Below are 23,482 nucleotides of genomic sequence, written 5' to 3'. Positions count from 1 at the left end.
AGGGACTGCCAAGCTGTGTTGACATCGGCTACACAGGCTTTTATGCTTTGTGTAGCTGTTGTGTATCCATATCCCGGAGAACCCCATGCGTGATGCCGCCATCAACCTGCGTGCGCTGCCCGAGCAGCGCGACCTGATCGACCATGCGGCGAACCTGCTGGGCAAGAACCGCTCGGACTTCATGCTGGAGGCGGCGTGCGAGCGCGCCCAGGCGGTGGTGCTGGACCAGGTGTTCTTCCGCCTGGACGACGACAAGTTCCAGCAGTTCACCGCATGGCTGGACGCACCGCCGGCCGCCAATCCCGGTCTGGAGCGACTGTTGACGGTCAAGGCACCGTGGCAGAACCCGTCGGCCGATTGAGGTCCGGGTGATGCAAGAACTGTCTGCACCGCAGCCGCTGGGCACCCACCACCGGCTGACCGAATTCGATTGCGGTGAGCCCTCTCTGGACGATTGGCTTCGGCGTCGGGCCTTGACCAACCACCTGAGCGGGGCGAGCCGCACGTTCGTCGTGGCCGATCTCGACGACGTGGTCCTCGGCTATTACGCGCTCGCAGCCGGCGCGCTGGCCCATGAAGTCGCCACCAGCGCGGTTCGGCGCAACATGCCGGACCCGCTTCCGGTCATGGTGCTGGCCCGGCTGGCGGTGGATCGGCGTGCGCAGGGCGGACGAGTCGGCTCGGCCCTGCTGCAGGACGCCGTGCTGCGTTCACAGGGTGTCGCTCGAAATGCGGGGGTGCGGGCACTGCTGGTTCATGCGCTGCATGAGCGTGCGCGGCAGTTCTACGCGCACTACGGTTTCCAGGCTTCTCCCATCCACCCGATGACGCTGATGCTGCGGCTCAGTCCGCTTTGATCGCTCAGGCATTTGATGCGTTGATCCCCGCCAGCCCCCCCAGCAGATCGACCACCGCCGCCAACTGCTCGCCCGACACCGCCTGCGTGGCGTCCTGGCAGATCACCTCGGCGGACGCCAGCGCGTAGCCGTGCAGTTCCTGCCCTGCGGGGGTCAGCGTCGCATAGCCGACGCGGGCGTCCCGCGGGTCGGACTCGCGCCCCACCAGCCCGATCTTCTCCAGCGGCAGCAGCGTGCGCGTCACGCCCGAGGCGGTCAGTCCCATGCGCTCGGCCAGGTCGATGCGACGCAGCCGGCTGCCTTCGGCGCGGGCGAGGCTGTGCAGCACCATGAAGTCGCTGAAGCTCAGGCCGTGGACGCTGGAGAGCTTGTTGTCCAGGCGGCGGGTTAGGACAGCATAGGCGCGGGTCAGGCGCAAGCAGAGTTCGAGCGAGGTGCTGGGCGTGGACATGGACATGGAGATGCTTTCTTGATGTTTGATCAATCAACTATAAATCAAGCAACTCAACCCTGCAAGGCCCCGTATTTACCCGAATTCAACACAACACGCACTGGAATGCATTGCGTCACGTCAGTACATGCAATATCATGCATTCACTGATTCACCCGATCCCCACCAGATGCACCATCGTGCGTCTCGCCTCTGGAGCTGTCCCATGAGTGATGCCGCTGTTGCCCCCGCCCCCGCCGCCGTCGATTACCGCACCCACCCCACGCGCTACCGCCACTGGAAGCTGTCGTTCGAGGGCGCCGTCGCCACGCTGGCCGCCGATTTCGACGAGAACGCCGGCCTGCGCCCCGGCTACAAGCTCAAGCTCAACAGCTACGACCTGGGCGTGGACATCGAGCTGAACGACGCGATTCAGCGCATCCGCTTCGAGCATCCGGAAGTGCGCACGGTCGTCCTGACCAGCGCGAAGGAGAAGGTGTTCTGCTCGGGCGCCAACATCTTCATGCTGGGCGTGTCGAGCCACGGCTGGAAGGTCAACTTCTGCAAGTTCACCAACGAGACGCGCAACGGGCTGGAAGATTCCTCGACGCACTCGGGCCTGAAGTTCCTGGCCGCCGTGAACGGTGCGTGTGCCGGTGGCGGCTACGAGCTGGCGCTGGCCTGCGACGAGATCATCCTGGTCGATGACCGCTCGTCCGCCGTGTCGCTGCCGGAAGTGCCGCTGCTGGGTGTGCTGCCGGGCACGGGCGGCCTGACCCGCGTGACCGACAAGCGCAAGGTGCGCCACGACCTCGCCGACCTGTTCTGCACCAGCGTCGAAGGCGTGCGCGGCAAGAAGGCCAAGGACTGGCGCCTCGTGGACGACATCGTCAAGCCGGCCCAGTTCGCTGCCAAGGTGCAGGAACGCGCCCTGCAACTCGCCGCCCAGAGCGACCGCCCCGCCGATGGCCAGGGTGTCACGCTGACGCAGGTCGAGCGCACGGTCGACGCCGACGCGCTGCGCTACGCCAACGTCACCGTCGAGATCGACCGCGCCAAGCGCACGGCGACCTGGACCGTCAAGGCCCCCACCGGCGCACAGCCGACCGACATCGCCGGCATCGAAGCCGCAGGTAGCGCGTGGTATCCGCTGCAGATGGCCCGCGAGCTGGAAGACGCGATCCTGTCGATGCGCACCAACGAGCTGGAGATCGGCACCTGGCTGATCAAGACCTCGGGCGACGCCGCTGACGTGCTGGCGATGGACGCCACGCTCGCCGCCCACCAGAACCACTGGCTGGTGCGCGAAACCATCGGCCTGCTGCGCCGCACGTTCAGCCGCTTTGATGTCTCGTCGCGCAGCCTGTTCGCGCTGGTCGAGCCGGGTTCGTGCTTCGCGGGCACCTTCCTCGAACTGGCGCTCGCCTGTGACCGCAGCTACCACCTCGCGTTGCCGGACGACGAGGCCGCCGCGCCGAAGCTCACCGTCGGCGAGGCCAACTTCGGCCGCTACCCGATGGTCACCGGCCAGAGCCGCCTGGGCCGCCGTTTCTACGACGAACAGCCCGCGATGGACGCAGTGCGTGCCGCGATCGGTCAGCCGCTGGACGCCGACGCTGCCTTCGCGCTGGGCCTGGTCACGTCGAACCCGGACGACATCGACTGGGCCGACGAGGTGCGCATCGCCATCGAGGAGCGGGTGTCGATGTCCCCGGACGCGCTGACCGGCCTGGAAGCCAACCTGCGCTTCAACGGCCCCGAGAACATGTTCACGCGCGTCTTCGGCCGCCTGACCGCGTGGCAGAACTGGATTTTCCAGCGCCCCAACGCCGTCGGCGAAAAGGGCGCACTCAAGGTCTACGGCAAGGGCGACAAGGCCGCGTTCGACTGGAACCGGGTCTGATCTGAATCCGCATCGAGTTCAAGGAGCACACACATGAGCAGCATCGACTACAGCCAGAAGATCCCCAACAACGTCAACCTCAGCGAAGACCGCACCCTGCAGCGCGCGCTGGAGCAGTGGCAGCCGAACTTCATCAACTGGTGGGACGACATCGGCCCCGAAGGTTCGACCAACAGCGACGTGTACCTGCGCACCGCCGTCAGCGTCGATCCGCAGGGCTGGGCGCAGTTCGGCCACGTCAAGATGCGCGACTACCGCTGGGGCATCTTCCTGAACCCGGGCGAGACCGACCGCACCATCCACTTCGGCGACCACAAGGGCGAGAAGGCGTGGCAGGACGTGCCCGGCGAGTACCGCGCCAACCTGCGCCGCATCATCGTCACGCAGGGCGACACCGAGCCGGCTTCGGTCGAGCAGCAGCGCCACCTCGGCCTGACCGCGCCGAGCATGTACGACCTGCGCAACCTGTACCAGATCAACGTCGAGGAAGGCCGCCACCTGTGGGCGATGGTCTACCTGCTGCACAAGCACTTCGGCCGCGACGGCCGCGAAGAAGCCGAGGCGCTGCTGGAGCGGCGTTCGGGCGACGAGAACAACCCGCGCATCCTGGGCGCGTTCAATGAAGCGACGCCGGACTGGCTGGCGTTCTTCATGTTCACGTACTTCACCGACCGCGACGGCAAGTTTCAGCTCTGCGCCCTGGCCGAGTCCGCCTTCGACCCGCTGGCCCGCACGTCCAAGTTCATGCTGACCGAGGAAGCGCACCACATGTTCGTGGGCGAGTCCGGCATCAGCCGCGTCATCAGCCGCACCGCGCAGGTGATGAACGAGCTGAAGACCGACGACGTGGGCAAGCTGCGCGCCGCGGGCGTGATTGACCTGCCGACGATCCAGCGTTACATCAACTTCCACTACAGCGTCACCATCGACCTGTTCGGCGCCGACGAGTCGAGCAACGCCGCGACCTTCTACAGCTCCGGTCTGAAGGGCCGCTACGAAGAAGGCAAGCGCGTCGATGACCACCAGTTGCGCGGCCAGACCTACAAGGTGCTGGAAGTGCGTGGCGGCCAGTTGGTCGAGAAGGACGTGCCGATGCTCAACGCGCTGAACGAAGTGCTGCGCGACGACTACATCAAGGACTCGGTGGCTGGCGTGAACCGCTGGAACAAGGTGCTGGAGAAGGCGGGCATCCCGGTGAAGCTGACCGTGCCGCACAAGGCGTTCCACCGCAACATCGGCGCGCTGTCGGGCGTGAAGGTGGCGCCGGACGGCCGCGTGGTGTCGGACGCCGAGTGGGCCGCCAAGGTCGACCAGTGGCTGCCCTCGGGAGGCGACCGTGCCTTTGTCGCCAGCCTGATGGGCCGCGTCATCGAGCCGGGCAAGTTCGCCAACTGGATCGCCCCGCCGGTCATGGGCATCAACCGTCAGCCGGTGGACTTCGAGTACGTGCGCTTCAACTGAGTGCCGCATACTGGAACCACGACCGCTGACAGGGGCCCGAGGGCCCCTTCTTCACGACTTGGAACGACCTGGAGAGCACTCCCATGGACATGGCCGACACGGCAGTCATCCGCCAGCACCTGATCGACCCCGAAATCTGCATCCGCTGCAACACCTGCGAGGCGATCTGCCCGGTGGGTGCGATCACGCACGATGACCGCAATTACGTGGTCGATGCGGGCAAATGCAACCTGTGCATGGCCTGCATCTCGCCGTGTCCGACCGGCTCGATCGACAACTGGCGGGTGATGCCGCGGGTGATGGCCTACACGCCCGAGGTGCAGCTCGAATGGGAGGAACTGCCCGCCGAGCTGACGCCGGAGCAGTTGGCCGAAGCCGGTGTCGCCGACGGCGCGGCGCCGGACATCGAACCCGCGCCCGTGTCGCTGCCGGCCGCTGCCGATGGCGCGACCGCGTTCAACAGCGCGCAGTACGGCGCCACGCTGCCACCGTGGTCCGCCGCCCACGCCTACACCAACCTCTACGGCCCGAAGTCAGCCGAGAAGACGGTGACGGCCACGGTGACCGGCAACGTGCGCGTCACCGAGGTCGGCCAGCACGCGGGCAGCGACTACGACACGCACCACGTCGTGCTCGACTTCGGCGCGATGCCGTTTCCGGTGCTGGAAGGCCAGTCGATCGGCATCGTCCCACCTGGCGTCGATGACAAGGGCCGCAGCCACCACGCCCGCCAGTACTCGATCGCCAGCCCGCGCAACGGCGAGCGCCCCGGCTACAACAACGTCTCGCTGACCATCAAGCGCGTGCTGGAGGACCACCAGGGCCGGCCGGTGCGCGGCGTGGGCAGCAACTACATGTGCGACCTGCAGGTGGGCGACAAGGTGCAGGTGATCGGCCCGTTCGGCACCAGCTTCCTGATGCCCAATCACCCGAAGTCGCACCTCGTGATGATCTGCACTGGCACGGGTTCCGCACCGATGCGGGCGATGACCGAGTGGCGGCGCCGGCTGCGGGCGAGCGGCAAGTTCGAGGGCGGCAAGCTGATGCTGTTCTTCGGTGCCCGCACCAAGGAAGAGCTGCCGTACTTCGGCCCGCTGCAGACGCTGCCCAGGGACTTCATCGACATCAGCTTCACCTTCTCGCGGGAGGCGGGCAAGCCGAAGCGGTACGTGCAGGACGCGCTGCGCGAACGGGCGGCGGATCTGGCGCCGCTGCTGAACGATCCGAATGCGTACTTCTACGTCTGCGGGCTGAAGGCGATGGAGGAAGGCGTCGTGCTGGCGCTGCGCGATGTGGCGCAGCAGGCGGGGCTGCACTGGGACACGGTGGGGGCGGCGCTCAAGGCGCAAGGGCGGCTGCACCTGGAGACGTACTGAGATGGCCATGACCACCCTGTCGATCCACACGCGAGGGCCCGGCGTTGCCCAGGTCACGATGGCCCGCCCGGCGGTGTTCAACGCCTTCGACGAAGCGATGATCGCCGAGCTGGACGCCGCCTTCACCCAGCTCGCCAGTGATGCCGCCGTGCGCGTGATCGTGCTGGCGGGCGAGGGCAAGCACTTCAGCGCCGGCGCCGACCTGCAGTGGATGCAGCGCGCCAGCACCGCCTCGGTCGAGTGGAACGTCGCCGATGCGCGCAAGTTCGCCGGGATGCTGGCGCGCATCGAAGCCTGCCCGAAGCCGACGGTGGCGCGGGTGCAGGGCGCGGCGCTGGGCGGCGGCGTGGGGCTGGCGTGCGCGTGCGACATCGCCATCGCGGCGGACAACGCCAGCTTCTCGGTCAGCGAGGCCAAGTTCGGCATCCTGCCTGCCGTCATCGGCCCTTATGTCGTCAACGCGGTCGGCCTGCGCCAGGCCAAGCGGCTGGCGCTGACGACCACGCGCGTCGCTGCTGCCGAGGCGCTCGCCATCGGCCTGGTGCAGCAGGTGACGGCGCTCGACGCCCTGGATGCGGCCGTGGATGCAACGGTGAAGGAACTGCTCGCGGGCGGCCCGAACGCGCAGCGCGAAATCAAGGCGCTCTACGCCCAGATGCAGCCCGGCCCGGTCACCGCCGAGGTGCGCGAACTCACCGCGCAGACCATCGCCCGCGTGCGCGGCACCGACGAGGCCCGCGAAGGCTTCGCCGCGTTCCTGGGCAAGCGGCCCGCCAACTGGATTCCGCAATGACGACTCCGAACACGACCATGACGATGACCTCGATTCCTCCGCTGAACCTCGCCCCGATGCTGGTCATCGGCGCCGGCATCATGGGCGCTGGCATCGCGCAGGTGGCCGCGCAGGCCGGCCACCCGGTGCTGCTGCACGACGCCCGCGAAGGCGCCGCCGCCGAAGCGAAAACCAAGCTCGCCAAGAGCCTGGACACGCTCGTCGCCAAGGGCAAGCTGACGGCCGAGTCGGTCGCGCAGACGCTCCTGCGCATCACGCCGGTCACCGCGATCGAGGAGGCCGCGCCCGTGCGGCTGGTGGTCGAGGCCATCGTCGAGAAGCTGGAGGTCAAGCGGACGCTGTTCCGGCAACTGGAGGGCATCGTCGCCGCCGACTGCGTGCTGGCGACCAACACCTCGTCGATCTCGGTGACGGCCATTGCCAACGGGCTGGCGCACCCGGAGCGGCTGGTCGGGATGCATTTCTTCAACCCGGTGCCGCTGATGAAGCTGGTCGAGGTCGTCTCCGGCCTGCAGACCGCGCCAGCGGTGGCCGAAGCGATCTTCGCGCTGTCGAAGGTCTGGGGCAAGACGCCGGTCCATGCCCGTTCGACGCCCGGTTTCATCGTCAACCGCATCGCCCGGCCGTACTACGCCGAGACGCTGGCGCTGCTGCTCGAACAGGCGGCGACGCCAGCCGTGCTGGACGCCTGCCTGCGGGCGGCGGGGTTCCGCATGGGTCCGTGCGAGCTGATGGACCTGATCGGCCACGACACCAACTTCTCGGTGACGCAATCCGTGTACGAGGCCAACTTCTTCGACAAGCGGTTCGTGCCATCGCTGGTGCAGCGCGAGATGGTCGATGGCGGGCTGTTCGGCCGCAAGACCGGGCGCGGTTTCTACGCCTATCCGAACGACGGTGCGGCGCTGCCGGTGGCTGTCCACGAGGCGCCGAACACGGCGGGCGAGGTCACGGTGCATGGCGCCGGCCCGATCGCCGATGCGCTGGAGCAGGCCGCCACTGCTGCGCTGTCGTCGCAAGGCTGGGGGCCGGCGCGGGTGACGGACAGCGGCTGGACCGGTCTGGAGATCGACGGCGCCCGTCTGATGCTGACCGATGGCCGCTGCGCCGCGCAGGTCGCTGCCGACACCGGCTGCCGCGACGTGGCGGTGTTCGACCGGCCGGTGGTGCTGCCGTCGGCGGCGGGGGCGGCGCTGGCCTACGCGGTGGCGGGAGGCGCTTCGGTGGCGTGGCGCGGGCAGGCGCCGGCCTGGCTCGCGGCGCTGGGCTTCGCGCCGATGCCACTGGTGGATGTGCCGGGCCTGGTGGTGGCGCGCACGGTCGCGATGCTGATCAACGAGGCGGCGGACGCGGTGCTGCAAGGCGTGTGCTCGACCGAGGGCGCGGACGCGGCGATGAAGCTGGGCGTGAACTACCCGGCGGGGCCGTTCGAGTGGCTCTCGCGCTGGCGCGTCGCCGAGGTGATCGCGCTGCTGGAGGCGCTGGACGCACAGTACCGGGGTGAACGCTACCGCGTCAGCCCCTGGCTGCGCCGCGCCACCTGACGACAGGACGCCATGAAATACGCCGAATTCTTCCCCGGGCAGGTCATCGAAGCCGGCCCGTACCACGTCACCGAGGCCGAAGTGGTGCAGTTCGCTACCGCCTACGACCCGCAGTGGTTCCACACCGACCCCGACGCCGCCGCGCAAGGCCCGTTCGGCGGCCTGATCGCCAGCGGCTGGCAGACCTGCGGCATCGCGATGCGGCTGGTGGCGGACGCGGCGCTGGCGGGCTCGGAATCGTTTGCCTCGCCGGGGCTGGCGTACCTGAAATGGAAACACCCGGTGCGGCCGGGCGACACGCTGCGCGCCCGTGCGCTGGTGCTGGAGACGCGCCGCTCGGGGAGCCAGCCGCATCTGGGCATCCTGCGCTGGCGCTGGCAGCTCTTCAACCAGACGGACACCGAGGTGCTCGACCTCGAAGCGACCAGCCTGTTCGACCTCAACCGTACCTGATCCGGATATCCCATGACCCACGCCTACATCTGCGACGCGATCCGCACCCCCTTCGGCCGCTACGGCGGCGCCTTGTCCAGCGTGCGCGCCGACGACCTCGGCGCGGTGCCGATCCGGGCGCTGATGGCGCGCAATCCGAACGTCGATTGGGCAGCGGTCACCGACGTGCTCTACGGCTGCGCCAACCAGGCCGGCGAGGACAACCGCAACGTGGCGCGCATGTCGGCGCTGCTGGCGGGGCTGCCGATGGACGTGCCCGGTGCGACGATCAACCGGCTGTGCGGCTCGGGCATGGACGCGGTGGGCAGTGCCGCACGGGCGATCCGCGCTGGCGAGGCCGGTCTGATGATCGCGGGTGGCGTGGAGAGCATGAGCCGCGCCCCGTTCGTGATGCCCAAGGCCGAATCCGCCTTCAGCCGCAACAACGCGGTGTATGACACCACGATTGGCTGGCGTTTCGTCAACAAGCTGATGAAGGCGCAGTACGGCGTGGATTCGATGCCGGAGACGGCCGAGAACGTCGCCACCGAGTTCGGCATCGAGCGCGAGGCGCAGGACCGCATGGCGCTGCGCTCGCAGCAGAATGCGGTGAAGGCGCAGCAGGCGGGTGTCTTCGACAGCGAGATCACCCCGGTCAGCATCGCGCAGAAGAAGGGCGACCCGGTCCTGGTCACCAAGGACGAACATCCGCGGGACACCAGCCTGGAATCGCTGGCCAGGCTCAAGGGCGTGGTGCGACCGGACGGGACGGTGACGGCGGGCAATGCGTCGGGGGTGAACGACGGATCGTGTGCGCTGCTGCTGGCGGACGAGGCCAACGCCGCCCGCTACGGCCTGACGCCCCGCGCCCGCGTGGTGGGCATGGCGACGGCGGGCCTGGCGCCGCGGATCATGGGCTTCGGCCCGGCGCCGGCCACGCGCAAGGTGCTGGCGCTCACCGGACTGACGCTGGCGCAGATGGACGTGATCGAGCTGAACGAGGCGTTCGCGGCGCAGGGGCTGGCGGTGCTGCGCGACCTGGGGCTGGCGGACGACGACGCGCGGGTCAATCCGAACGGCGGGGCGATCGCACTGGGCCACCCGCTGGGGGCGAGCGGGGCGCGGCTGGTGACGACGGCGGTGAACCAGCTGCACCGCATCCAAGGGCGCTATGCGCTGTGCACGATGTGCATCGGGGTGGGTCAGGGGATCGCGCTCGTCGTCGAGCGCGTCTGAGCCGCCGCGTCAGTAGTGCGGCGGCAGTTCGTCGCGCAGACTGCGGAAGGCCGGCACGCCGCTGTCGGCACCACTGTTCTGGCGCAACTGGCTGACCTCGCGGGCGAGGGCGTCAAGCTGTTGCTGCTGGCGGATGATGATCTGGTTGAGCTGATCGACCAGGTCTTCGGTGAAGCTGGACTTGATTTCCAGGTCGATCAGACGCTGGGCAATGTCGTGCTCCAGATCCAGGGGGTGGGGCTGCGGATGTTCCATGCCGCCATTGGACGACAGATCCGCCGCAGGGCGCCCGGGAGGGCGCCCGATCGTTCAGGTCATGTCACTTCTTGCGGGCGCGCACCGCGGGCGCCGCCGCGGTGATCGTCGGGGGCGCAGCGCCGGCCGGCAGTGGCTTGGGCTGCACCTTCTTGGGCTTCTTGACCTCCTTGTTGCCGTTCTGACTCTTGGACATGGCAGTTCCTTGTGGGGTGGAGGTGCGAACCAGTATGGACCTGAAGTGCCTCGGCCGTCTGTCTGCCGTGCGTGGCGCTGTCGTATCGTGCGGGCAGGGCGGTCCGCGTCGGACCTGCCTGCCCCTTTCGCCAGAGCCGATCCGATGAGCCTCTACGCTTTCTCTCCCGAACCCCAGGTCGCCGTCCCGGTGGCCGGCCGCGACACGCTGTTCCCGGTGCGCCGCCTTTACTGCGTCGGTCGCAACTACGCCGCCCACGCCCGCGAGATGGGCGGCGACCCCGACCGCGAGCCGCCGTTCTTCTTCTGCAAGCCCGACAACAGCATCGTCGTCGCGCCGCCGGGGCAGACGGTCGAGTTCCCCTACCCGCCGCAGTCCGCCAACGTCCACCACGAGATCGAGCTGGTGGTGGCGATCGGGCGGGGTGGGCGCGACATCCCGGTCGAGCAGGCGCTGGACCACGTCTACGGCTACGCGGTCGGGCTGGACATGACCCGGCGCGACCTGCAGTTCAAGATGCGCGACAAGGGCCGGCCGTGGGAGCTGGGCAAGGCCTTCGACCACTCGGCGCCGATCGGGCCGATCCACGCCGCCGAGGACATCGGCCATCCGGCGGCCGGTGCGGTCTGGTTGCAGGTCGATGGTGCGGACCGCCAGCGCAGCGATATCGACACGCTGATCTGGTCGGTGCCCGAGGTGGTCGCCAACCTCTCGACCTTCTTCGAACTGCAGTCCGGCGACCTCATCTACACCGGCACGCCCGAAGGCGTCGGCCCGGTCGTGCGGGGTCAGGTGATGCGCGGCGGCATCGACGGGCTGGGCGAACTCTCGGTGCGGGTGGTCTGAGGCGCCCGCTTCAGACGCCGACCGTCAGCGTCGCCGCGAAGCCGCTGGTGACGTTGCCGGTGACGGTGGCGATCTGCTTGACGCCAGCGTCGTCGCTGAAGACGTTGTCGCTGGTCAGCGAGATGGCATTGAAGCTCGACACGCTGGCCGAGTAGCCGCTGGCCACGCCGTAGACCTGGGTGCAGGCCGACGAGGGCAGGGCGAGCTGCGAGGTGTGCACGTCGTTGCTGCCGCTGGTGGCCACGGCGAGGCTGGGGAAGACCTCGAAGTGGATGTGCGGCCAGCGCCCGCTGTAGCAGCCGGGGAAGATGGTGGTGAACGTGACCTGGCCGTTTGCGTCCGCGACCTGCACGCCGCGCAGGAAATTCTGGCCCGTGACCCCGCTGGAGTAGAGCGAGTAGCCGCCGTCGGCCGTGCAGTGCCACAGGTAGACCGCGTAGCCGGCCAGGTCGGCGCACGCGGCGGCCGTGTTCACCAGCCGCAGCGTCACCGTCAGCGGCACGCCGCTGGCCGTGCCGCTCAGGCCGTTGAAGCTGCTGCGGATGTCGCTCCGCACGATGCCGGTCTGCGTCAGCACGTTGACCACGCCGCTGCTGTTGGAGTTGGTGCCATCGCCGGGAAAGGGGCCGGCGGTTTCGCCGGGAATGGCGGAGCAGGACGAAACCGTGCCCGTGCCCGTACCCGTGGTGGCTGCGCTGGCCGTGTCGCCGCCGCCACAGCCGATCAGCGGCAGGGCGCCCGCAGCCATGCCACCCAGCATCCGCAGCGCGCGTCGGCGCTGGGCGATGCGGGCGAGTTCCATCTGTTCGAGGTCGTGGCGAAGGCCGTGCGGGTGGTGTGCCATGGCTTGATGCAGGTCAATGTGGAGGTGCGCGATTTTTCGCGCTGCCACGTTGCTGCTGTATCAAGCGGGTGTGTCGAAGTTCACGGCCTTGAAACGCATCAGAACCGCGTCTCCGCGCCTGGCGTGCGCATGCGCTGGTAGATCTCGCGGGCGTGGTGGACCCAGCCGTGGGTGGCCCAGCGGTGGAAGAGGATGGTGCCGCGGATCCACTCGTCGGCGGCGTAGGCGATGAAGATGCCCGGCAGGCCGAAGTAGCGGCTCAGCACCACCGAGCCCACGCCCAGCACCAGGATCAGCGAGGCCATGCTCGCCGCCACTGGATAAACCACATCACCTGTGGCCCGCAGCGCGCCGAGCACGACGATGTTGGCGACCCGGCCGGTCTCCAGTGCGAACGCGATCCACAGCAGGGTCTGGGCGGCATCAATGACTTCCGGATCACGGGTGAAGGCGCGCATCAGCCATGGCGCGCCGCTGGCCGCCAGCAGCGCGAGTGCGCCCGAGGCCAGCATGCCGTTGCGCAGGCCCTTGCGGACGAGCTGGTGCGCGGTGCGGAACTCGCCCGCGCCGACCAGGTGCCCGACCATGATCTCGCAGGCCCAGCCGATCGACAGGCTCACCAGCACCACATATTTCAGCGTCTGCAGCGTGTAGGCCTGCGTGGCCAGCGCCGGCACGCCGAGCTTGGCCGCCGCGGCCAGCGACATCATGAAACCGATCCGGTAGACCAGCTCCAGCGACGCCGCCGGCACGCCCGTGCGCAGCACCGGCATCAGCGACCGCACGGGACAGACCCACCAGTCCCGGCTGTGCGGCACCAGCTTGAGCCGCAGGCGCCAGAACCGCAGGTGCATGACGAGGCCGACCACGCGGCTCACGGTCAGTCCGACCGCGTAGCCGTACAGCCCCAGCCCGTCCCAGCTCCCCACGCCACGCATCAGGACGAAGGCCAGCACCAGATGGACGCTGTGCATCACCAGCATGACCTGCAGCGTGTCGCGGGCGTGCAGGTGGGCACGCAGGATGGCGGCCATCGTCAGGTTGTAGGCCTCCAGCACCAGCGCCAGCGCCAGCGTCTGCATGTAGGGCTCCGCCAGTCGGCTGACCCCGAGCGGCGCGTTCAGCACGTCCAGCGTCCACTCGTTGGCCAGCAGCATCCAGCTCGCCACGAACAGCCCCGCCCAGGTGCTGGCCCCGAGCCCGACCAGCGCCGTGCGCCGCGCCGCTTCGGGCCGCTGTCCGCCGACCGCCTGCGTGACCCCCGCGCCGACACCGATCGCCAGCACGCGGAAGACGACGAACAGCGTCTCCATCACCTGGTTGGTCATGCCGAAGGCACCGGCCGCCACGTCCGAGGTCTGCGAGGCCAGCCACAGCCCGGCCATCGCCACGCTCATGCCGACGAGGAATTCACCGAGGATGGGGCCGGCGATGGCGTTGAGGTGCGGGCGTGTGGGGGTGGTCATGGCGACGGCGGGGATGCGGCGGAAGGGCAGGCGTGGGTGGCCGGAATCGGCACCGGCCATTCTGCGGCGTAATCTTCGTGTAACCCAGCGTGGTCAACGGAAATCCCGGCTCGTCCCCGAGGCGAGCCGGCCGAGCAGCGGGGTCAGGTCCTCGAACTGGCCGGCGATGACGTGGCCGACGCCGTCGCGGCGCTCCCAGGTGCCGCGCACCAGCAGCAGCCGCGCGTGCAGCAGCACGTCCCGGCAGCGTTCGCGCAACCGCTTCCAGACGATGATCTGCACCGAGCCGGTCTCGTCCTCGAGCGAGAGGAACAGCGTGCCGTGCGCGGTGCCGGGCTGCTGGCGCACGGTGACGATGCCGCAGGTGCGCACGGGGCGGCGGTCCGGCTGGTCGAGCAGTTGGGCCGAGGTCAGCAGCCGGCGCGCGGCCAGCCGCGGGCGCAGCAGGGCCAGCGGATGCCGGCGCAGCGTGAGGCCGAGCGCGGCATAGTCCCAGACGATCTCCTCGCCTTCGGGCGCGGCCGGCAGCGCGAGCGGGGCTTCCTCGACCGGGATGTCGCGCCACAGCGGCGGGGTCGGGTGCTGTGCGGCGGCCTGCCAGACCTGCTGGCGGCGGTGGCCGGACAGGCGCTGCAGGGCGTCGGCCGCGGCCAGCGCCGACAGGTCCTGGCGCGTCAGTGCGGCGCGGCGCGCGAGGTCGTCGGCGTCGGTGAAGGGCTGCGCCAGCCGGGCGGCGACGATGCGCTGCGCCGTGTCGCGGCCCAGCCCGGCCACCAGGCGCAGCCCCAGGCGCACGGCGGGCGGGCCGGACCGCGGGCCTTCCAGCGTGCTGTCCACCGCGCTGTCGCAGACCTCGACCGGCCGCACCTCGACGCCGTGCCGGCGCGCGTCCTGCACGAGCTGGCCCGGGCTGTAGAACCCGAGCGGCTGCGCATTCAGCAGCCCGGCGAGGAACTCGGCCGGGTGGTGGCACTTCAGCCAGCTGCTGGCGTAGACCAGCAGCGCGAACGAAGCGGAATGCGATTCGGGGAAGCCGTAGGCCGAGAAGCCCTTGATCTGCTCGAAGATGGCCTCGGCGAAGGCGAGGTCGTAGCCGCGGGCGGTCATGCCGTCCACCAGCCGGGTGCGGTAGCGGGCCAGATCGCCCTGGCGCTTCCACGAGGCCATGGCGCGGCGCAGGTCGTCGGCTTCGCCGGCCGTGAAACCGGCCGCCAGCATGGCGATCTGCATCACCTGTTCCTGGAAGATCGGCACACCCAGCGTGCGGCCCAGCGCCGTTTTCAGCGCCTCGCTGGGATAGGTGACCGGCTCCAGCTTCTGTCGACGGCGCAGGTACGGCTCCACCATGCCGCCCTGGATCGGGCCGGGCCGCACGATGGCGACCTCGATCACCAGGTCGTAGAAGCAGCGGGGCCGCAGGCGCGGCAGCATCGCCTGCTGGGCGCGGCTCTCGATCTGGAACACGCCCACCGTGTCGGCGGCGCAGACCATGTCGTAGGTGGCCTTGTCGTCGTCGGGGATGTCCTGCAGCGTGGGCGCCGGGCCGCCGCGGTGCGCGCCGATCAGGTCGAAGGTCTTGCGGAGTGCCGTGAGCATGCCCAGCGCCAGCACATCGACCTTGAGCAGCCCGAGCGCGTCCAGGTCGTCCTTGTCCCACTCGATGACGGTGCGCCCGGGCATGGCGGCGCGCTCGATCGGCACCATCCGGTCCAGCGGCCCGCGGGTCAGCACGAAGCCGCCGGGGTGCTGCGAGAGGTGGCGCGGAAAGCCCAGCAGCGTCTTCGCCAGCTCCAGCCACTGCTGCAGCGCCGGGTCGTCCGCCGACAGCCCGGCGGCGGCCAGCCCTTCGGGGCGTGCGAGCTGGCCGTCGCTCCAGCGGTGGTCGCGGGCCAGCCAGTCGATGGGCTCGGGCGGGAATCCCAGCGCCTTGCCGACATCGCGGAGCGCGCCGCGGGGGCGGTAGGTGTGCAGCGTGGCGGTCAGCGCGGCGCGGTCGCGGCCGTACTTGGCGTAGAGGTACTGGATGACCTCCTCGCGGCGTTCGTGCTCGAAATCGACGTCGATGTCGGGCGGCTCGTTGCGCTCGCGGCTGATGAAACGCTCGAACAGGGTGGAGAGGTGTTGCGGGTTCACCTCGGTGATGCCCAGGCAGTAGCAGACGACCGAGTTGGCCGCCGAGCCGCGCCCCTGGCAGAGGATGCCGCGTGACCGGGCGAAGGCGACGATGTCCTCGACGGTGAGGAAGTAATGCTCGTAGCCCAGCTCGGCGATCAGGGCCAGCTCGTGGTCGATCTGTTCCCGGATCAACGCGCCCGGGCCTGCCGGCCAGCGCCGGGCCGCGCCCACCCGGGTGAGGCGGCGCAGGCAGCCGGTGGCCGTTTCGCCCGGCGGCACCAGCTCGTGCGGGTACTGGTAGCGCAGCGCGTCGAGCGAGAACCGGCAGCGTTCGGCCACCCGCAGCGTCTCGGCCAGCAGCTCGGCCGGGTAGAGCCGGGCCAGCCGCAGCCGCGGGCGCAGGTGGCGCTCGGCATTGGGCTGCAGGTCCAGCCCGCAGTCGGCCACCGGCCGGCCGGTGCGGATGGCGCAGAGGACATCCTGCAGCGGCTTGCGCGAGCGCACGTGCAGGTGCACATCGCCGGCCGCGACCAGCGGGACACCGCTGTGCCGGCTGGCCTGGCGCAGGGTGTGCAGCCAGTGTTCGTCGTCGAGCTGGCGCAGCAGGGTCACCGCCAGCCAGCAGCGGTCGGCGAAGTGCTGCTGCAGCCACCCGGCCAGCGCCTGTGCCTGGGGCAGCGTCGCCGTGCGGGCCGGTGCGGCCAGGACCAGGCAGCCTGCCAGCGCCGGGCCGGACAGGGCGGCGCGGGGGAGCCGGTAACGGCCTTTTTCGGGCGTGTCGGTGCGCAGCCGGGTGATGAACTGGCAGAGGTTGCCGTAGCCGTCGAGGTGGCAGGCCAGCACGACCAGCGTGCAGGCGCAGGCGTCCTCGCTCTCGGCATTGGCATCGGCATCGACCTGGAACTGCGCCCCCACCAGCAGCGGCAGGCCGCAGGCCTTGGCGGCGACGTGGGCCCGCACGATGCCGGCCAGCGAGGCGTCGTCGGTCAGCGCGAGCGCCGCGTAGCCCAGCGCCTGCGCCCGGGTGACCAGTTCCTCGGGGTGGCTGGCGCCGCGCAGGAACGAGAAGTTGCTCAGGCAGTGCAGCTCGGCGTAGGCGGGCAGGGCGGGATGCATGCCTGGATTCATGCGAAATGGCCCTGCAGGAACCAGCCCGGTTCGGTGCCGGGGGTCCGCTCGGTGGGCCGCTCCTGGTAGATCCAGAGCACGCCGGCCTGTGCGCCGAAGGCGACCCAGTAGTCGCGCTGGACACGGGGCAGGGCGGTCGGGCCGTGCCACCAGCCGGCCTCGACCCGGTGCGGGCCGATCAGCAGCTGCAGCGGCCCCTGGTAACACGGCCGGTGGTTGCGCACGGCCAGCCGCACCGGCTCGGCCAGCACCCAGGTCGGCTGCGGAACGGGTGTCGCGCGGGGCATGGCGGCCGACGGGTGGAGCGGCGCCAGGGTCGCACCGGGCTGCCAGTGCTGCATGCCTTCGAGGCGGTGGTCCTCGTGCAGCACCGGCCGGCAGACCCGCTCCGGCCCGAACCGTGCGGCGATGCACTCCAGCGCCTGTCCGAGCGAGACCGACGCCGCGCCACCGGGCTCGGGCAGCAGCGGGGCACTGGCATCAACCAGCGGCACGACCTCGTCGGCGCGCAGCGTGAGCGCATCCACGGGCGCGGCCAGCGTGAGCTGTTGCAGGTGTTCGCCGAGCAGGCGGCCGAGGTGGACGAGGTCGCGGGTGGCGGCACCCGTGCGCAGTTGCAGCGCGTCGCCCGCGGCGACCGTGCGGGCGCGCAGCGCGTCGTGGTGCCAGTGCAGCGTCAGGGCGCACACGCCAGCCTGGCGCGCGGTGAGCCAGGCATCGAGCTGGGCGAACAGCGGCGCGGTCTCGGCCAGCAGCGCGGCGGTGGTGTCCACCCGGTCCTCCAGCGACCGTTTCACCTCGAAGTGGTCGGCGGTGGGCACCCAGTCATGGCCTTCGGTGCTGAGGCCATAGGCCCGGTCGAGTGCCAGGCCCAGCCCCGGGCCGAAGCGCCGGTGCAGCCCGCCACGCGGCAACCGGCGCACGTCGCCCAGCCGCCGGCAGCCCAGGCGGCCGAGCGTGGCGGCGTGTTCGGCGGCGGCACTCAGGGTGTGCAGTGGCAGCGGGTCGATCAGGTCCGGCAGTGGCACGTCCTCGCGCTCGCCATCGCACTGGCCCGGTGGCCGGCCGGCGCGGGCCAGCGCGAGTGCGGCCAGGCTGGTGGGCGCCCGGCCCAGGGTGCCGATGGCACCGAACGCCTCCGCCCCGCGCACCAGACGTGCCTGCAGCGCGGCTGCCCCACCGAACAGCCGCACGCTGGCGGCCACCTCCATCGCCACCGCCTCCTCCAGCCGTGTCACCCGGGGCGTGAACTGCAGCGCCCAGGCAATGACCGCGTGGGTGTGGTCAGTGGTGGACGGGCCAGGGGTCGGCGCGGTGTCCATGCACCGCAGGGCGTACCAGAGTTTCGGCATGGGGGTTCCCCTCCAGTGGCAAGGCACCGACCCGCAGCAGGCGCGGCGTGAGCACCCGCGCCAGCCCGGCCGGCACGGCGGGCAGGTCGAGCACGCCGTCCAGCGCCGGCCCGCGGCGTTTGAGCAGGCGCACGCGCAACTGCCAGTCCGCCGCCGGCAGCACGGCCACGCGCAGCGGCGCGGGCGAGGCTTCGTGCGCGGCGCTGTCGGGGCGGAACAGGAACACCGGGCACGCGCAGGTCTGCGCCCGCACCTGCAGCCGGCGCAGCGCCACCGCCCGCGCCTGTGGCAGCCAGACCAGCAGCGCGCCGCGGTCCGGCCGCGACTGGAGCACCTGCTCGGCCGCCCACAGCCGCTCGGCCACGGTGCGGGCGTCGATCCAGACCAGATCCCGGGCGCGCAAACCGGCCTGCAGCAGCCCCGGCAGGTGCGGATCGCGTGGCGGCCCGACCAGCACGACCGGCCCGGCCTGCTCCGCCAGCGCCCGCAGTCCGGGCCCGAGCAGGCGCCATTCACACAGCGCCGGTTGTGGCGACAGGATCTCCGTCAATGCCTGGCAGGGCCAGCCCCCGCCGGGCAGCACGGCGTCGAGCAGGGCATGGCCGCTGGGCACCGTGTGCGCCGGCCCGCCCCCCAGCGCATGGCCGCGCCAGAGTGCTGCCGCCACGGACGGGGGCAGGTCCGGGAGGTCGCGCATGGTGGGGTGGGGCAGGGCGGCAGGCATGGCGGTTCGTAGGGGTTCCAATGCGAAATACTGTTTGTTTATACAGTAATTTGGGCCCGCCAACCACCCCATGACCGCCCTGCCGGCGTGATCCTGTCTTGCATGTAACCCCTGCAAGAAAGTACAAAGCTGTACTTTGCTGTCGCTGATCATGGAAAACACTGAGAACTCAATGCAATGCAGTACATGAAGCTGGAGCGGCAGTATCGAGACCCGCATCACGCCACGCCTATCGTTGCACTTGTCGATTGGCTCAGTCTGTTCGATCGGTTCCTTGTTCCACCCCCAAGAGGAGACACCCCATGAAGCTGACGCTCAAAGCATCCCTGGCCCTGGCATTCGGTCTCGCCGCCGGCCTGACAACGATGGCCCAGGCCGCGACCGAACTCGTCGTCGCCACCGTCAACAACGGTCACATGATCGAAATGCAGAAGCTGACCAAGCATTTCGAGACCGCCAACCCTGACATCAAGGTCAAGTGGGTCACGCTGGAAGAAGGCGTGCTGCGCCAGCGCGTGACGACGGACATCGCCACCAAGGGCGGCCAGTTCGACGTGATGACGATCGGCATGTACGAAACCCCGATCTGGGGCAAGAAGGGCTGGCTGCAGGAACTCAAGACCGACGCCGCCTATGACGCCGACGACATCCTGCCGGCCATGCGCAACGGCCTGTCGGTCGGCGGCAAGATGTATGCCGCCCCGTTCTACGGCGAAAGCTCGATGCTGATGTACCGCAAGGATCTGGCCGACAAGGCTGGCATCACCGTCGCGGCCAACCCGACCTGGGCCGACATCAAGACGCTGGCCTCCAAGATCCACGACCCGAAGAACGGCGTGTACGGCATCTGCCTGCGCGGCAAGCCGGGCTGGGGCGACAACATGGCCTTCCTGACCACGCTGGTGAACACCTCCGGTGGCCAGTGGTTCGACATGAACTGGAAGCCGCAGCTCACCAGCAAGCCCTGGAAGGACGCGATCACGTTCTACGTCGATCTGCTGAAGAACTACGGCCCTCCGGGATCGTCGGCCAACAGCTTCAACGAAATCCTGGCGCTGTACAACGAAGGCAAGTGCGGCATGTGGATCGACGCGACGATCGCCGCGTCCTTCATCACCGACCCGAAGCAGTCCAAGGTCGCTGACAAGGTGGCGTTTGCACAGGCCCCGACGATGGTCACCCCGAAGGGCGCCAACTGGCTGTGGGCGTGGGCACTGGCGGTTCCGTCGGGCACCAAGAAGCAGGACGCAGCGCAGAAGTTCGTGAGCTGGGCGACCTCGAAGGAGTACATCGAGCTGGTGGCCAAGACCAACGGCTGGGCGCACGTCCCGACCGGCACCCGCAAGAGCACCTACGCCAACGCCGAGTTCCAGAAGGCCGCCGTCTTCGCCAATGCCGAGAAGGCCGCCATCGACAGCGCCAACCCGAACGACTCGACGCTGCCGAAGTCGCCGTACGTGGGCGTGCAGTTCGCCGCGATCCCCGAGTTCCAGGCGATCGGCATTGCCGTCGGTCAGCAGATGAGCGCGGCCCTGGCCGGCAAGACCTCGATCGACGCGGCGCTGAAGGCCAGCCAGAACGCCGCCGAGCGCGAGATGAAGAAGGCCGGTTACTACAAGTGACCTGATCTGAAGTGATCTGATCCGAGATCCATGTCCGGCGGTCGGTGACCACCGGACATGCCCGACTCCCTGTGGTGAGGTGGGGCGAAGCCGATCGGGCGGGAAGGGGCCACCCCGACCCGCCCGATGGGCCCAGCCCTTCATGGTGACCCCGATGAACCGATTCCTGCCCCGCGCCCTGATGGCGCCCGCGGTGGTCACGCTCTTCCTGTGGATGATCGTGCCGCTGGTCATGACGCTGTACTTCAGCGTCATCCGCTACAACCTGATGCAGCCCGAGAACGTTGGCTTCATCGGACTCGAAAACTTCGAATACTTCATCACCGACCCGTCGTTCGCGACCTCGGTGGTCAACACGCTGCTCCTGCTGGGCAGCGTCATCCTCATCACCGTGCTGATGGGCATTGGCATCGCGCTGCTGATCGACGATCCCTTCCCCGGTCGCGGCCTGGTGCGCATCCTGCTGATCAGCCCCTTCTTCGTCATGCCGACGGTGAACGCGCTGCTGTGGAAGCACATGATGATGAACCCGATCTACGGCGTGCTCGCCCAGGTCTGGATCTTCTTCGGCGCGCAGCCCGTGGACTGGCTGACCGACTTTCCGCTGCTGAGCGTGATCATCATGGTGGCGTGGCAGTGGTTGCCGTTCGCCACGCTGATCTTCATCACCTCGCTGCAGAGCATGGACCGCGACCAGCTCGAAGCCTCGCGCATGGACGGCGCCACCTACCTGCAGCAACTGCGTTATCTGTACCTGCCGCACCTCGGCCGCTCTGTCGCGGTGGTGGTGATGATCGAGATGATCTTCCTGCTGAGCGTGTTCGCCGAGATCTACACGACCACGGGTGGCGGCCCCGGTGACGCCAGCACCAACCTGGCCTTCCTGATCTTCAAGCAGGCACTGCTGAATTTCGATGCTGGCGTGGCCTCGGCCGGGGCGCTGTTCGCGGTGGTGCTGGCCAACATCGCGGCGGTGTTCCTGATCCGCATGGTCGGCAAGAACCTGGACAAGTAAACACCATGGCACGACCCTCCACTTTCACGCCCGCCCTGGCGGCGCGCACCCTCGTCGCCTGGCTGGTGACGCTGATCCTGTTCTTCCCGCTCGGCTGGCTGGTGCTGACGGCGTTCAAGACCGAGCTGCAGGCGATCTCCGTGCCGCCGCTGCTGTTCTTCACGCCCACGCTGGAGAACTTCCACGAGGTGCAGGAGCGCAGCGATTACCTGCTCTACGCGACGAACTCGCTCGTCACCAGCGTGGTCTCGACGCTGCTGGGCCTGCTGCTGGCGGCTCCGGCGGCGTATTCGATGGCCTTCTTCAAGGGGCCGCACACCAAGGACGTGCTGATGTGGATGCTGTCCACGAAGATGATGCCGGCGGTGGGCGCGCTGATGCCGATCTACGTGCTGGCACAGTGGTCGGGCCTGCTCGACACGCAGCTCGGCCTGATCATCATCTTCACGCTGAGCAACCTGCCGATCATGGTGTGGATGCTGTACTCGGGCTACAAGGACATTCCGCCCGAGATCCTCGAAGCCGCCCGCATGGACGGCGCGACCCTGTGGCAGGAGTTCCGCCAGGTGCTGCTGCCGCTGTCGCTGGGCGGGCTGGCCTCGACCGGGCTGCTGTGCCTGGTGCTGAGCTGGAACGAGGCGTTCTGGAGCCTCACGCTCAGTGCAGCCAAGGCCGGCACGCTCGCCGCGCTGATTGCCAGCTATTCGAGTCCGGAAGGGCTGTTCTGGGCCAAGCTGTCTGCCGCTTCGCTGATGGCGATCGCGCCCATCGTCGTGTTCGGCTGGTTCAGCCAGAAGCAACTGGTGCAGGGTCTGACCTTCGGCGCCGTCAAGTAAGAGACAAGAGACATCCCATGGCCTACCTCCAGCTCCAAGGTATCGAGAAATTCTTCGGTGAACACCGCGCCATCAAGGGCATCGACCTGACGATCCAGCAAGGCGAGTTCGTCGTCTTCGTCGGCCCGTCGGGCTGCGGCAAATCGACGCTGCTGCGCCTGATCGCCGGGCTCGAACACATCGACGGCGGCAAGCTGCTGCTCGATGGCAAGGACATCACGCACCTGCCGTCGAGTCAGCGTGACCTCGCCATGGTGTTCCAGAGCTACGCGCTCTACCCGCACATGAGCGTGTACGAGAACATGAGCTTCGCGCTGAAGCTTGCGGGCGTCGATCCCAAGGTGATCCGCGAGAAGGTGGACCGCGCCGCGAAGATCCTCAATCTGACGGATTACCTCGACCGCACGCCCAAGGCGCTGTCGGGTGGACAGCGGCAGCGCGTGGCGATCGGCCGTGCCATCGTGCGGGCGCCGAAGGTGTTCCTGTTCGACGAACCGCTGTCCAACCTCGACGCTGCGCTGCGCGGCCAGACGCGGGTCGAGATCGCCAAGCTGCACCGCGACCTCGGCGCGACCACGATCTACGTCACGCACGACCAGGTGGAAGCCATGACGCTGGCCGACCGCATCGTCGTGCTGCGCGATGGCCTGATCGAGCAGGTCGGCACGCCGCTGGAGCTGTACGACAAGCCGGCGAACCAGTTCGTTGCGCAGTTCATCGGCTCGCCGCAGATGAACGTGGTCGAAGACAAGCATGTGCCGGGTGTGCTGGGCGTGCCGGCCGGTGGGTTCCTTGGGCTGCGGCCGGAGGATGTGACGCTGCAGCCGGCGGCGCAGGCGGCGGCCGGTGGCCTGCCGGGCACGGTCGAGCTGGTCGAGTCGCTCGGCGCCGAGACGCTGATCTACGTGGCGACCGACAGCGGCGCGCAACTGGTCGCACGGCAGGCCACGCGCTCGTCGCTGCGCAACGGCGACCGCGTCGGCATCTTCATCGAATCCGCCAACGCGCACCGTTTCGACGCGCAGGGCCGTGCCGCCCGCATGGTCTGAGC

General features: G+C 69.0%; 22 protein-coding genes. 14 read left to right on the top strand and 8 right to left on the bottom strand.

Features of this window, described 5'->3' with window-relative positions:
* Positions 1 to 85: 85 nt before the first annotated feature.
* Both RMP06_RS09230 and RMP06_RS09225 read left to right on the top strand, forming a co-directional pair.
* On the top strand, positions 86 to 361 hold the full coding sequence (locus tag RMP06_RS09230; RefSeq protein WP_310461482.1) for a type II toxin-antitoxin system TacA family antitoxin: 276 nt from the start codon (positions 86 to 88) through the stop codon (positions 359 to 361).
* Positions 362 to 368: 7 nt separating this feature from the next.
* On the top strand, positions 369 to 857 hold the full coding sequence (locus RMP06_RS09225) for a GNAT family N-acetyltransferase (protein WP_310461481.1): 489 nt from the start codon (positions 369 to 371) through the stop codon (positions 855 to 857).
* 4 nt (positions 858 to 861) lie between these two features.
* Here the strand turns inward: RMP06_RS09225 and RMP06_RS09220 are convergent, their stop codons facing one another.
* Positions 862 to 1,308: a MarR family winged helix-turn-helix transcriptional regulator gene (locus RMP06_RS09220; protein ID WP_310461480.1), complete on the bottom strand. Its 447-nt coding sequence runs from the start codon at positions 1,306 to 1,308 to the stop codon at positions 862 to 864.
* A 205-nt stretch (positions 1,309 to 1,513) separates the two neighbouring features.
* Here RMP06_RS09220 and boxC point away from each other — a divergent pair, with 205 nt between their 5' ends.
* From boxC to pcaF, 7 genes are all read left to right on the top strand, one after another.
* A complete protein-coding gene (gene boxC, locus RMP06_RS09215) occupies positions 1,514 to 3,190 on the top strand; it encodes a 2,3-epoxybenzoyl-CoA dihydrolase (RefSeq protein WP_310461479.1) in 1,677 nt (558 codons plus the stop codon).
* 33 nt (positions 3,191 to 3,223) lie between these two features.
* Positions 3,224 to 4,651, top strand: a complete 1,428-nt coding sequence (gene boxB, locus RMP06_RS09210) for a benzoyl-CoA 2,3-epoxidase subunit BoxB (RefSeq protein WP_310461478.1) — start codon at positions 3,224 to 3,226, stop codon at positions 4,649 to 4,651.
* Between the two features lie 83 nt (positions 4,652 to 4,734).
* On the top strand, positions 4,735 to 6,027 hold the full coding sequence (boxA, locus tag RMP06_RS09205; RefSeq protein ID WP_310461477.1) for a benzoyl-CoA 2,3-epoxidase subunit BoxA: 1,293 nt from the start codon (positions 4,735 to 4,737) through the stop codon (positions 6,025 to 6,027).
* 7 nt (positions 6,028 to 6,034) lie between these two features.
* A complete protein-coding gene (locus tag RMP06_RS09200) occupies positions 6,035 to 6,820 on the top strand; it encodes an enoyl-CoA hydratase-related protein (RefSeq protein WP_409050138.1) in 786 nt (261 codons plus the stop codon).
* Positions 6,817 to 8,364, top strand: coding sequence for a 3-hydroxyacyl-CoA dehydrogenase (locus RMP06_RS09195; protein ID WP_310461475.1), 1,548 nt, complete (start codon positions 6,817 to 6,819; stop codon positions 8,362 to 8,364). The genes RMP06_RS09200 and RMP06_RS09195 overlap by 4 nt, the downstream gene beginning before the upstream one ends.
* Positions 8,365 to 8,376: 12 nt before the next feature.
* Positions 8,377 to 8,817, top strand: a complete 441-nt coding sequence (locus RMP06_RS09190; RefSeq protein WP_310461474.1) for a MaoC family dehydratase — start codon at positions 8,377 to 8,379, stop codon at positions 8,815 to 8,817.
* A 12-nt stretch (positions 8,818 to 8,829) separates the two neighbouring features.
* Positions 8,830 to 10,032: a 3-oxoadipyl-CoA thiolase gene (gene pcaF, locus RMP06_RS09185; RefSeq protein WP_310461473.1), complete on the top strand. Its 1,203-nt coding sequence runs from the start codon at positions 8,830 to 8,832 to the stop codon at positions 10,030 to 10,032.
* A gap of 9 nt (positions 10,033 to 10,041) precedes the next feature.
* Here pcaF and RMP06_RS09180 read toward each other — a convergent pair whose 3' ends face one another.
* Positions 10,042 to 10,287: a SlyX family protein gene (locus RMP06_RS09180; protein WP_409050136.1), complete on the bottom strand. Its 246-nt coding sequence runs from the start codon at positions 10,285 to 10,287 to the stop codon at positions 10,042 to 10,044.
* Positions 10,288 to 10,351: 64 nt separating this feature from the next.
* Entirely contained in the window at positions 10,352 to 10,483 is a 132-nt protein-coding gene (locus RMP06_RS09175; RefSeq protein WP_310461472.1) for a hypothetical protein, read from the bottom strand.
* 144 nt (positions 10,484 to 10,627) lie between these two features.
* Between RMP06_RS09175 and RMP06_RS09170 the strand changes: the two genes are divergently transcribed.
* Entirely contained in the window at positions 10,628 to 11,329 is a 702-nt protein-coding gene (locus tag RMP06_RS09170) for a fumarylacetoacetate hydrolase family protein (RefSeq protein ID WP_310461471.1), read from the top strand.
* Positions 11,330 to 11,339: 10 nt separating this feature from the next.
* On the opposite strand, the gene RMP06_RS09165 is transcribed toward RMP06_RS09170, so the two are convergent.
* The 5 genes from RMP06_RS09165 to imuA form a co-directional block, all read right to left on the bottom strand.
* A complete protein-coding gene (locus tag RMP06_RS09165; protein WP_310461470.1) occupies positions 11,340 to 12,173 on the bottom strand; it encodes an intradiol ring-cleavage dioxygenase in 834 nt (277 codons plus the stop codon).
* Between the two features lie 98 nt (positions 12,174 to 12,271).
* A complete protein-coding gene (locus RMP06_RS09160; RefSeq protein ID WP_310461469.1) occupies positions 12,272 to 13,639 on the bottom strand; it encodes an MATE family efflux transporter in 1,368 nt (455 codons plus the stop codon).
* A gap of 93 nt (positions 13,640 to 13,732) precedes the next feature.
* The gene (locus RMP06_RS09155) at positions 13,733 to 16,870 is read right to left on the bottom strand and encodes an error-prone DNA polymerase (protein ID WP_310461468.1); all 3,138 of its coding nucleotides are present in this window, start codon (positions 16,868 to 16,870) and stop codon (positions 13,733 to 13,735) included.
* Positions 16,871 to 16,878: 8 nt separating this feature from the next.
* Positions 16,879 to 18,234 carry a Y-family DNA polymerase gene (locus tag RMP06_RS09150; RefSeq protein ID WP_310461467.1) on the bottom strand — a complete coding sequence of 452 codons (1,356 nt, stop codon included), beginning with the start codon at positions 18,232 to 18,234 and terminating at the stop codon, positions 16,879 to 16,881.
* The gene (imuA, locus tag RMP06_RS09145; protein ID WP_310461466.1) at positions 18,167 to 18,958 is read right to left on the bottom strand and encodes a translesion DNA synthesis-associated protein ImuA; all 792 of its coding nucleotides are present in this window, start codon (positions 18,956 to 18,958) and stop codon (positions 18,167 to 18,169) included. Before imuA ends, RMP06_RS09150 begins: the two co-directional genes overlap by 68 nt.
* Positions 18,959 to 19,260: 302 nt before the next feature.
* On the opposite strand from imuA, the gene RMP06_RS09140 reads away from it, so the two are divergent.
* The 4 genes from RMP06_RS09140 to RMP06_RS09125 all read left to right on the top strand — a co-directional run bounded on the left by RMP06_RS09140 (position 19,261) and on the right by RMP06_RS09125 (position 23,480).
* On the top strand, positions 19,261 to 20,580 hold the full coding sequence (locus RMP06_RS09140; RefSeq protein ID WP_310461465.1) for an ABC transporter substrate-binding protein: 1,320 nt from the start codon (positions 19,261 to 19,263) through the stop codon (positions 20,578 to 20,580).
* Positions 20,581 to 20,734: 154 nt separating this feature from the next.
* The gene (locus tag RMP06_RS09135; RefSeq protein WP_310461464.1) at positions 20,735 to 21,595 is read left to right on the top strand and encodes a carbohydrate ABC transporter permease; all 861 of its coding nucleotides are present in this window, start codon (positions 20,735 to 20,737) and stop codon (positions 21,593 to 21,595) included.
* A 5-nt stretch (positions 21,596 to 21,600) separates the two neighbouring features.
* A complete protein-coding gene (locus tag RMP06_RS09130; protein ID WP_310461463.1) occupies positions 21,601 to 22,431 on the top strand; it encodes a carbohydrate ABC transporter permease in 831 nt (276 codons plus the stop codon).
* 17 nt (positions 22,432 to 22,448) lie between these two features.
* The gene (locus RMP06_RS09125) at positions 22,449 to 23,480 is read left to right on the top strand and encodes an ABC transporter ATP-binding protein (protein WP_310461462.1); all 1,032 of its coding nucleotides are present in this window, start codon (positions 22,449 to 22,451) and stop codon (positions 23,478 to 23,480) included.
* Positions 23,481 to 23,482 lie beyond the last annotated feature (2 nt).

This window comes from Sphaerotilus sp. (genome assembly GCF_031429695.1).
Taxonomy (GTDB): Bacteria; Pseudomonadota; Gammaproteobacteria; order Burkholderiales; family Burkholderiaceae_C; genus Sphaerotilus.
The sequence above is the reverse complement of the archived record's forward strand: the minus strand, read 5'-3'. Positions and strand labels throughout refer to the sequence as shown.

Coding starts and splice junctions, on each gene's coding strand:
- RMP06_RS09160 (WP_310461469.1), bottom strand. CDS start 13,639: ATGACCACCCCCACACGCCCGCACCTCAACGCCATCGCCGGCCCCATC.
- boxB (WP_310461478.1), top strand. CDS start 3,224: ATGAGCAGCATCGACTACAGCCAGAAGATCCCCAACAACGTCAACCTC.
- RMP06_RS09195 (WP_310461475.1), top strand. CDS start 6,817: ATGACGACTCCGAACACGACCATGACGATGACCTCGATTCCTCCGCTG.
- RMP06_RS09170 (WP_310461471.1), top strand. CDS start 10,628: ATGAGCCTCTACGCTTTCTCTCCCGAACCCCAGGTCGCCGTCCCGGTG.
- boxC (WP_310461479.1), top strand. CDS start 1,514: ATGAGTGATGCCGCTGTTGCCCCCGCCCCCGCCGCCGTCGATTACCGC.
- RMP06_RS09190 (WP_310461474.1), top strand. CDS start 8,377: ATGAAATACGCCGAATTCTTCCCCGGGCAGGTCATCGAAGCCGGCCCG.
- RMP06_RS09130 (WP_310461463.1), top strand. CDS start 21,601: ATGGCACGACCCTCCACTTTCACGCCCGCCCTGGCGGCGCGCACCCTC.
- RMP06_RS09155 (WP_310461468.1), bottom strand. CDS start 16,870: ATGCATCCCGCCCTGCCCGCCTACGCCGAGCTGCACTGCCTGAGCAAC.
- RMP06_RS09220 (WP_310461480.1), bottom strand. CDS start 1,308: ATGTCCACGCCCAGCACCTCGCTCGAACTCTGCTTGCGCCTGACCCGC.
- RMP06_RS09175 (WP_310461472.1), bottom strand. CDS start 10,483: ATGTCCAAGAGTCAGAACGGCAACAAGGAGGTCAAGAAGCCCAAGAAG.
- RMP06_RS09140 (WP_310461465.1), top strand. CDS start 19,261: ATGAAGCTGACGCTCAAAGCATCCCTGGCCCTGGCATTCGGTCTCGCC.
- imuA (WP_310461466.1), bottom strand. CDS start 18,958: ATGCCTGCCGCCCTGCCCCACCCCACCATGCGCGACCTCCCGGACCTG.
- RMP06_RS09125 (WP_310461462.1), top strand. CDS start 22,449: ATGGCCTACCTCCAGCTCCAAGGTATCGAGAAATTCTTCGGTGAACAC.
- RMP06_RS09165 (WP_310461470.1), bottom strand. CDS start 12,173: ATGGCACACCACCCGCACGGCCTTCGCCACGACCTCGAACAGATGGAA.
- boxA (WP_310461477.1), top strand. CDS start 4,735: ATGGACATGGCCGACACGGCAGTCATCCGCCAGCACCTGATCGACCCC.
- RMP06_RS09200 (WP_409050138.1), top strand. CDS start 6,035: ATGACCACCCTGTCGATCCACACGCGAGGGCCCGGCGTTGCCCAGGTC.
- pcaF (WP_310461473.1), top strand. CDS start 8,830: ATGACCCACGCCTACATCTGCGACGCGATCCGCACCCCCTTCGGCCGC.
- RMP06_RS09150 (WP_310461467.1), bottom strand. CDS start 18,234: ATGCCGAAACTCTGGTACGCCCTGCGGTGCATGGACACCGCGCCGACC.
- RMP06_RS09230 (WP_310461482.1), top strand. CDS start 86: ATGCGTGATGCCGCCATCAACCTGCGTGCGCTGCCCGAGCAGCGCGAC.
- RMP06_RS09180 (WP_409050136.1), bottom strand. CDS start 10,287: ATGGAACATCCGCAGCCCCACCCCCTGGATCTGGAGCACGACATTGCC.
- RMP06_RS09135 (WP_310461464.1), top strand. CDS start 20,735: ATGAACCGATTCCTGCCCCGCGCCCTGATGGCGCCCGCGGTGGTCACG.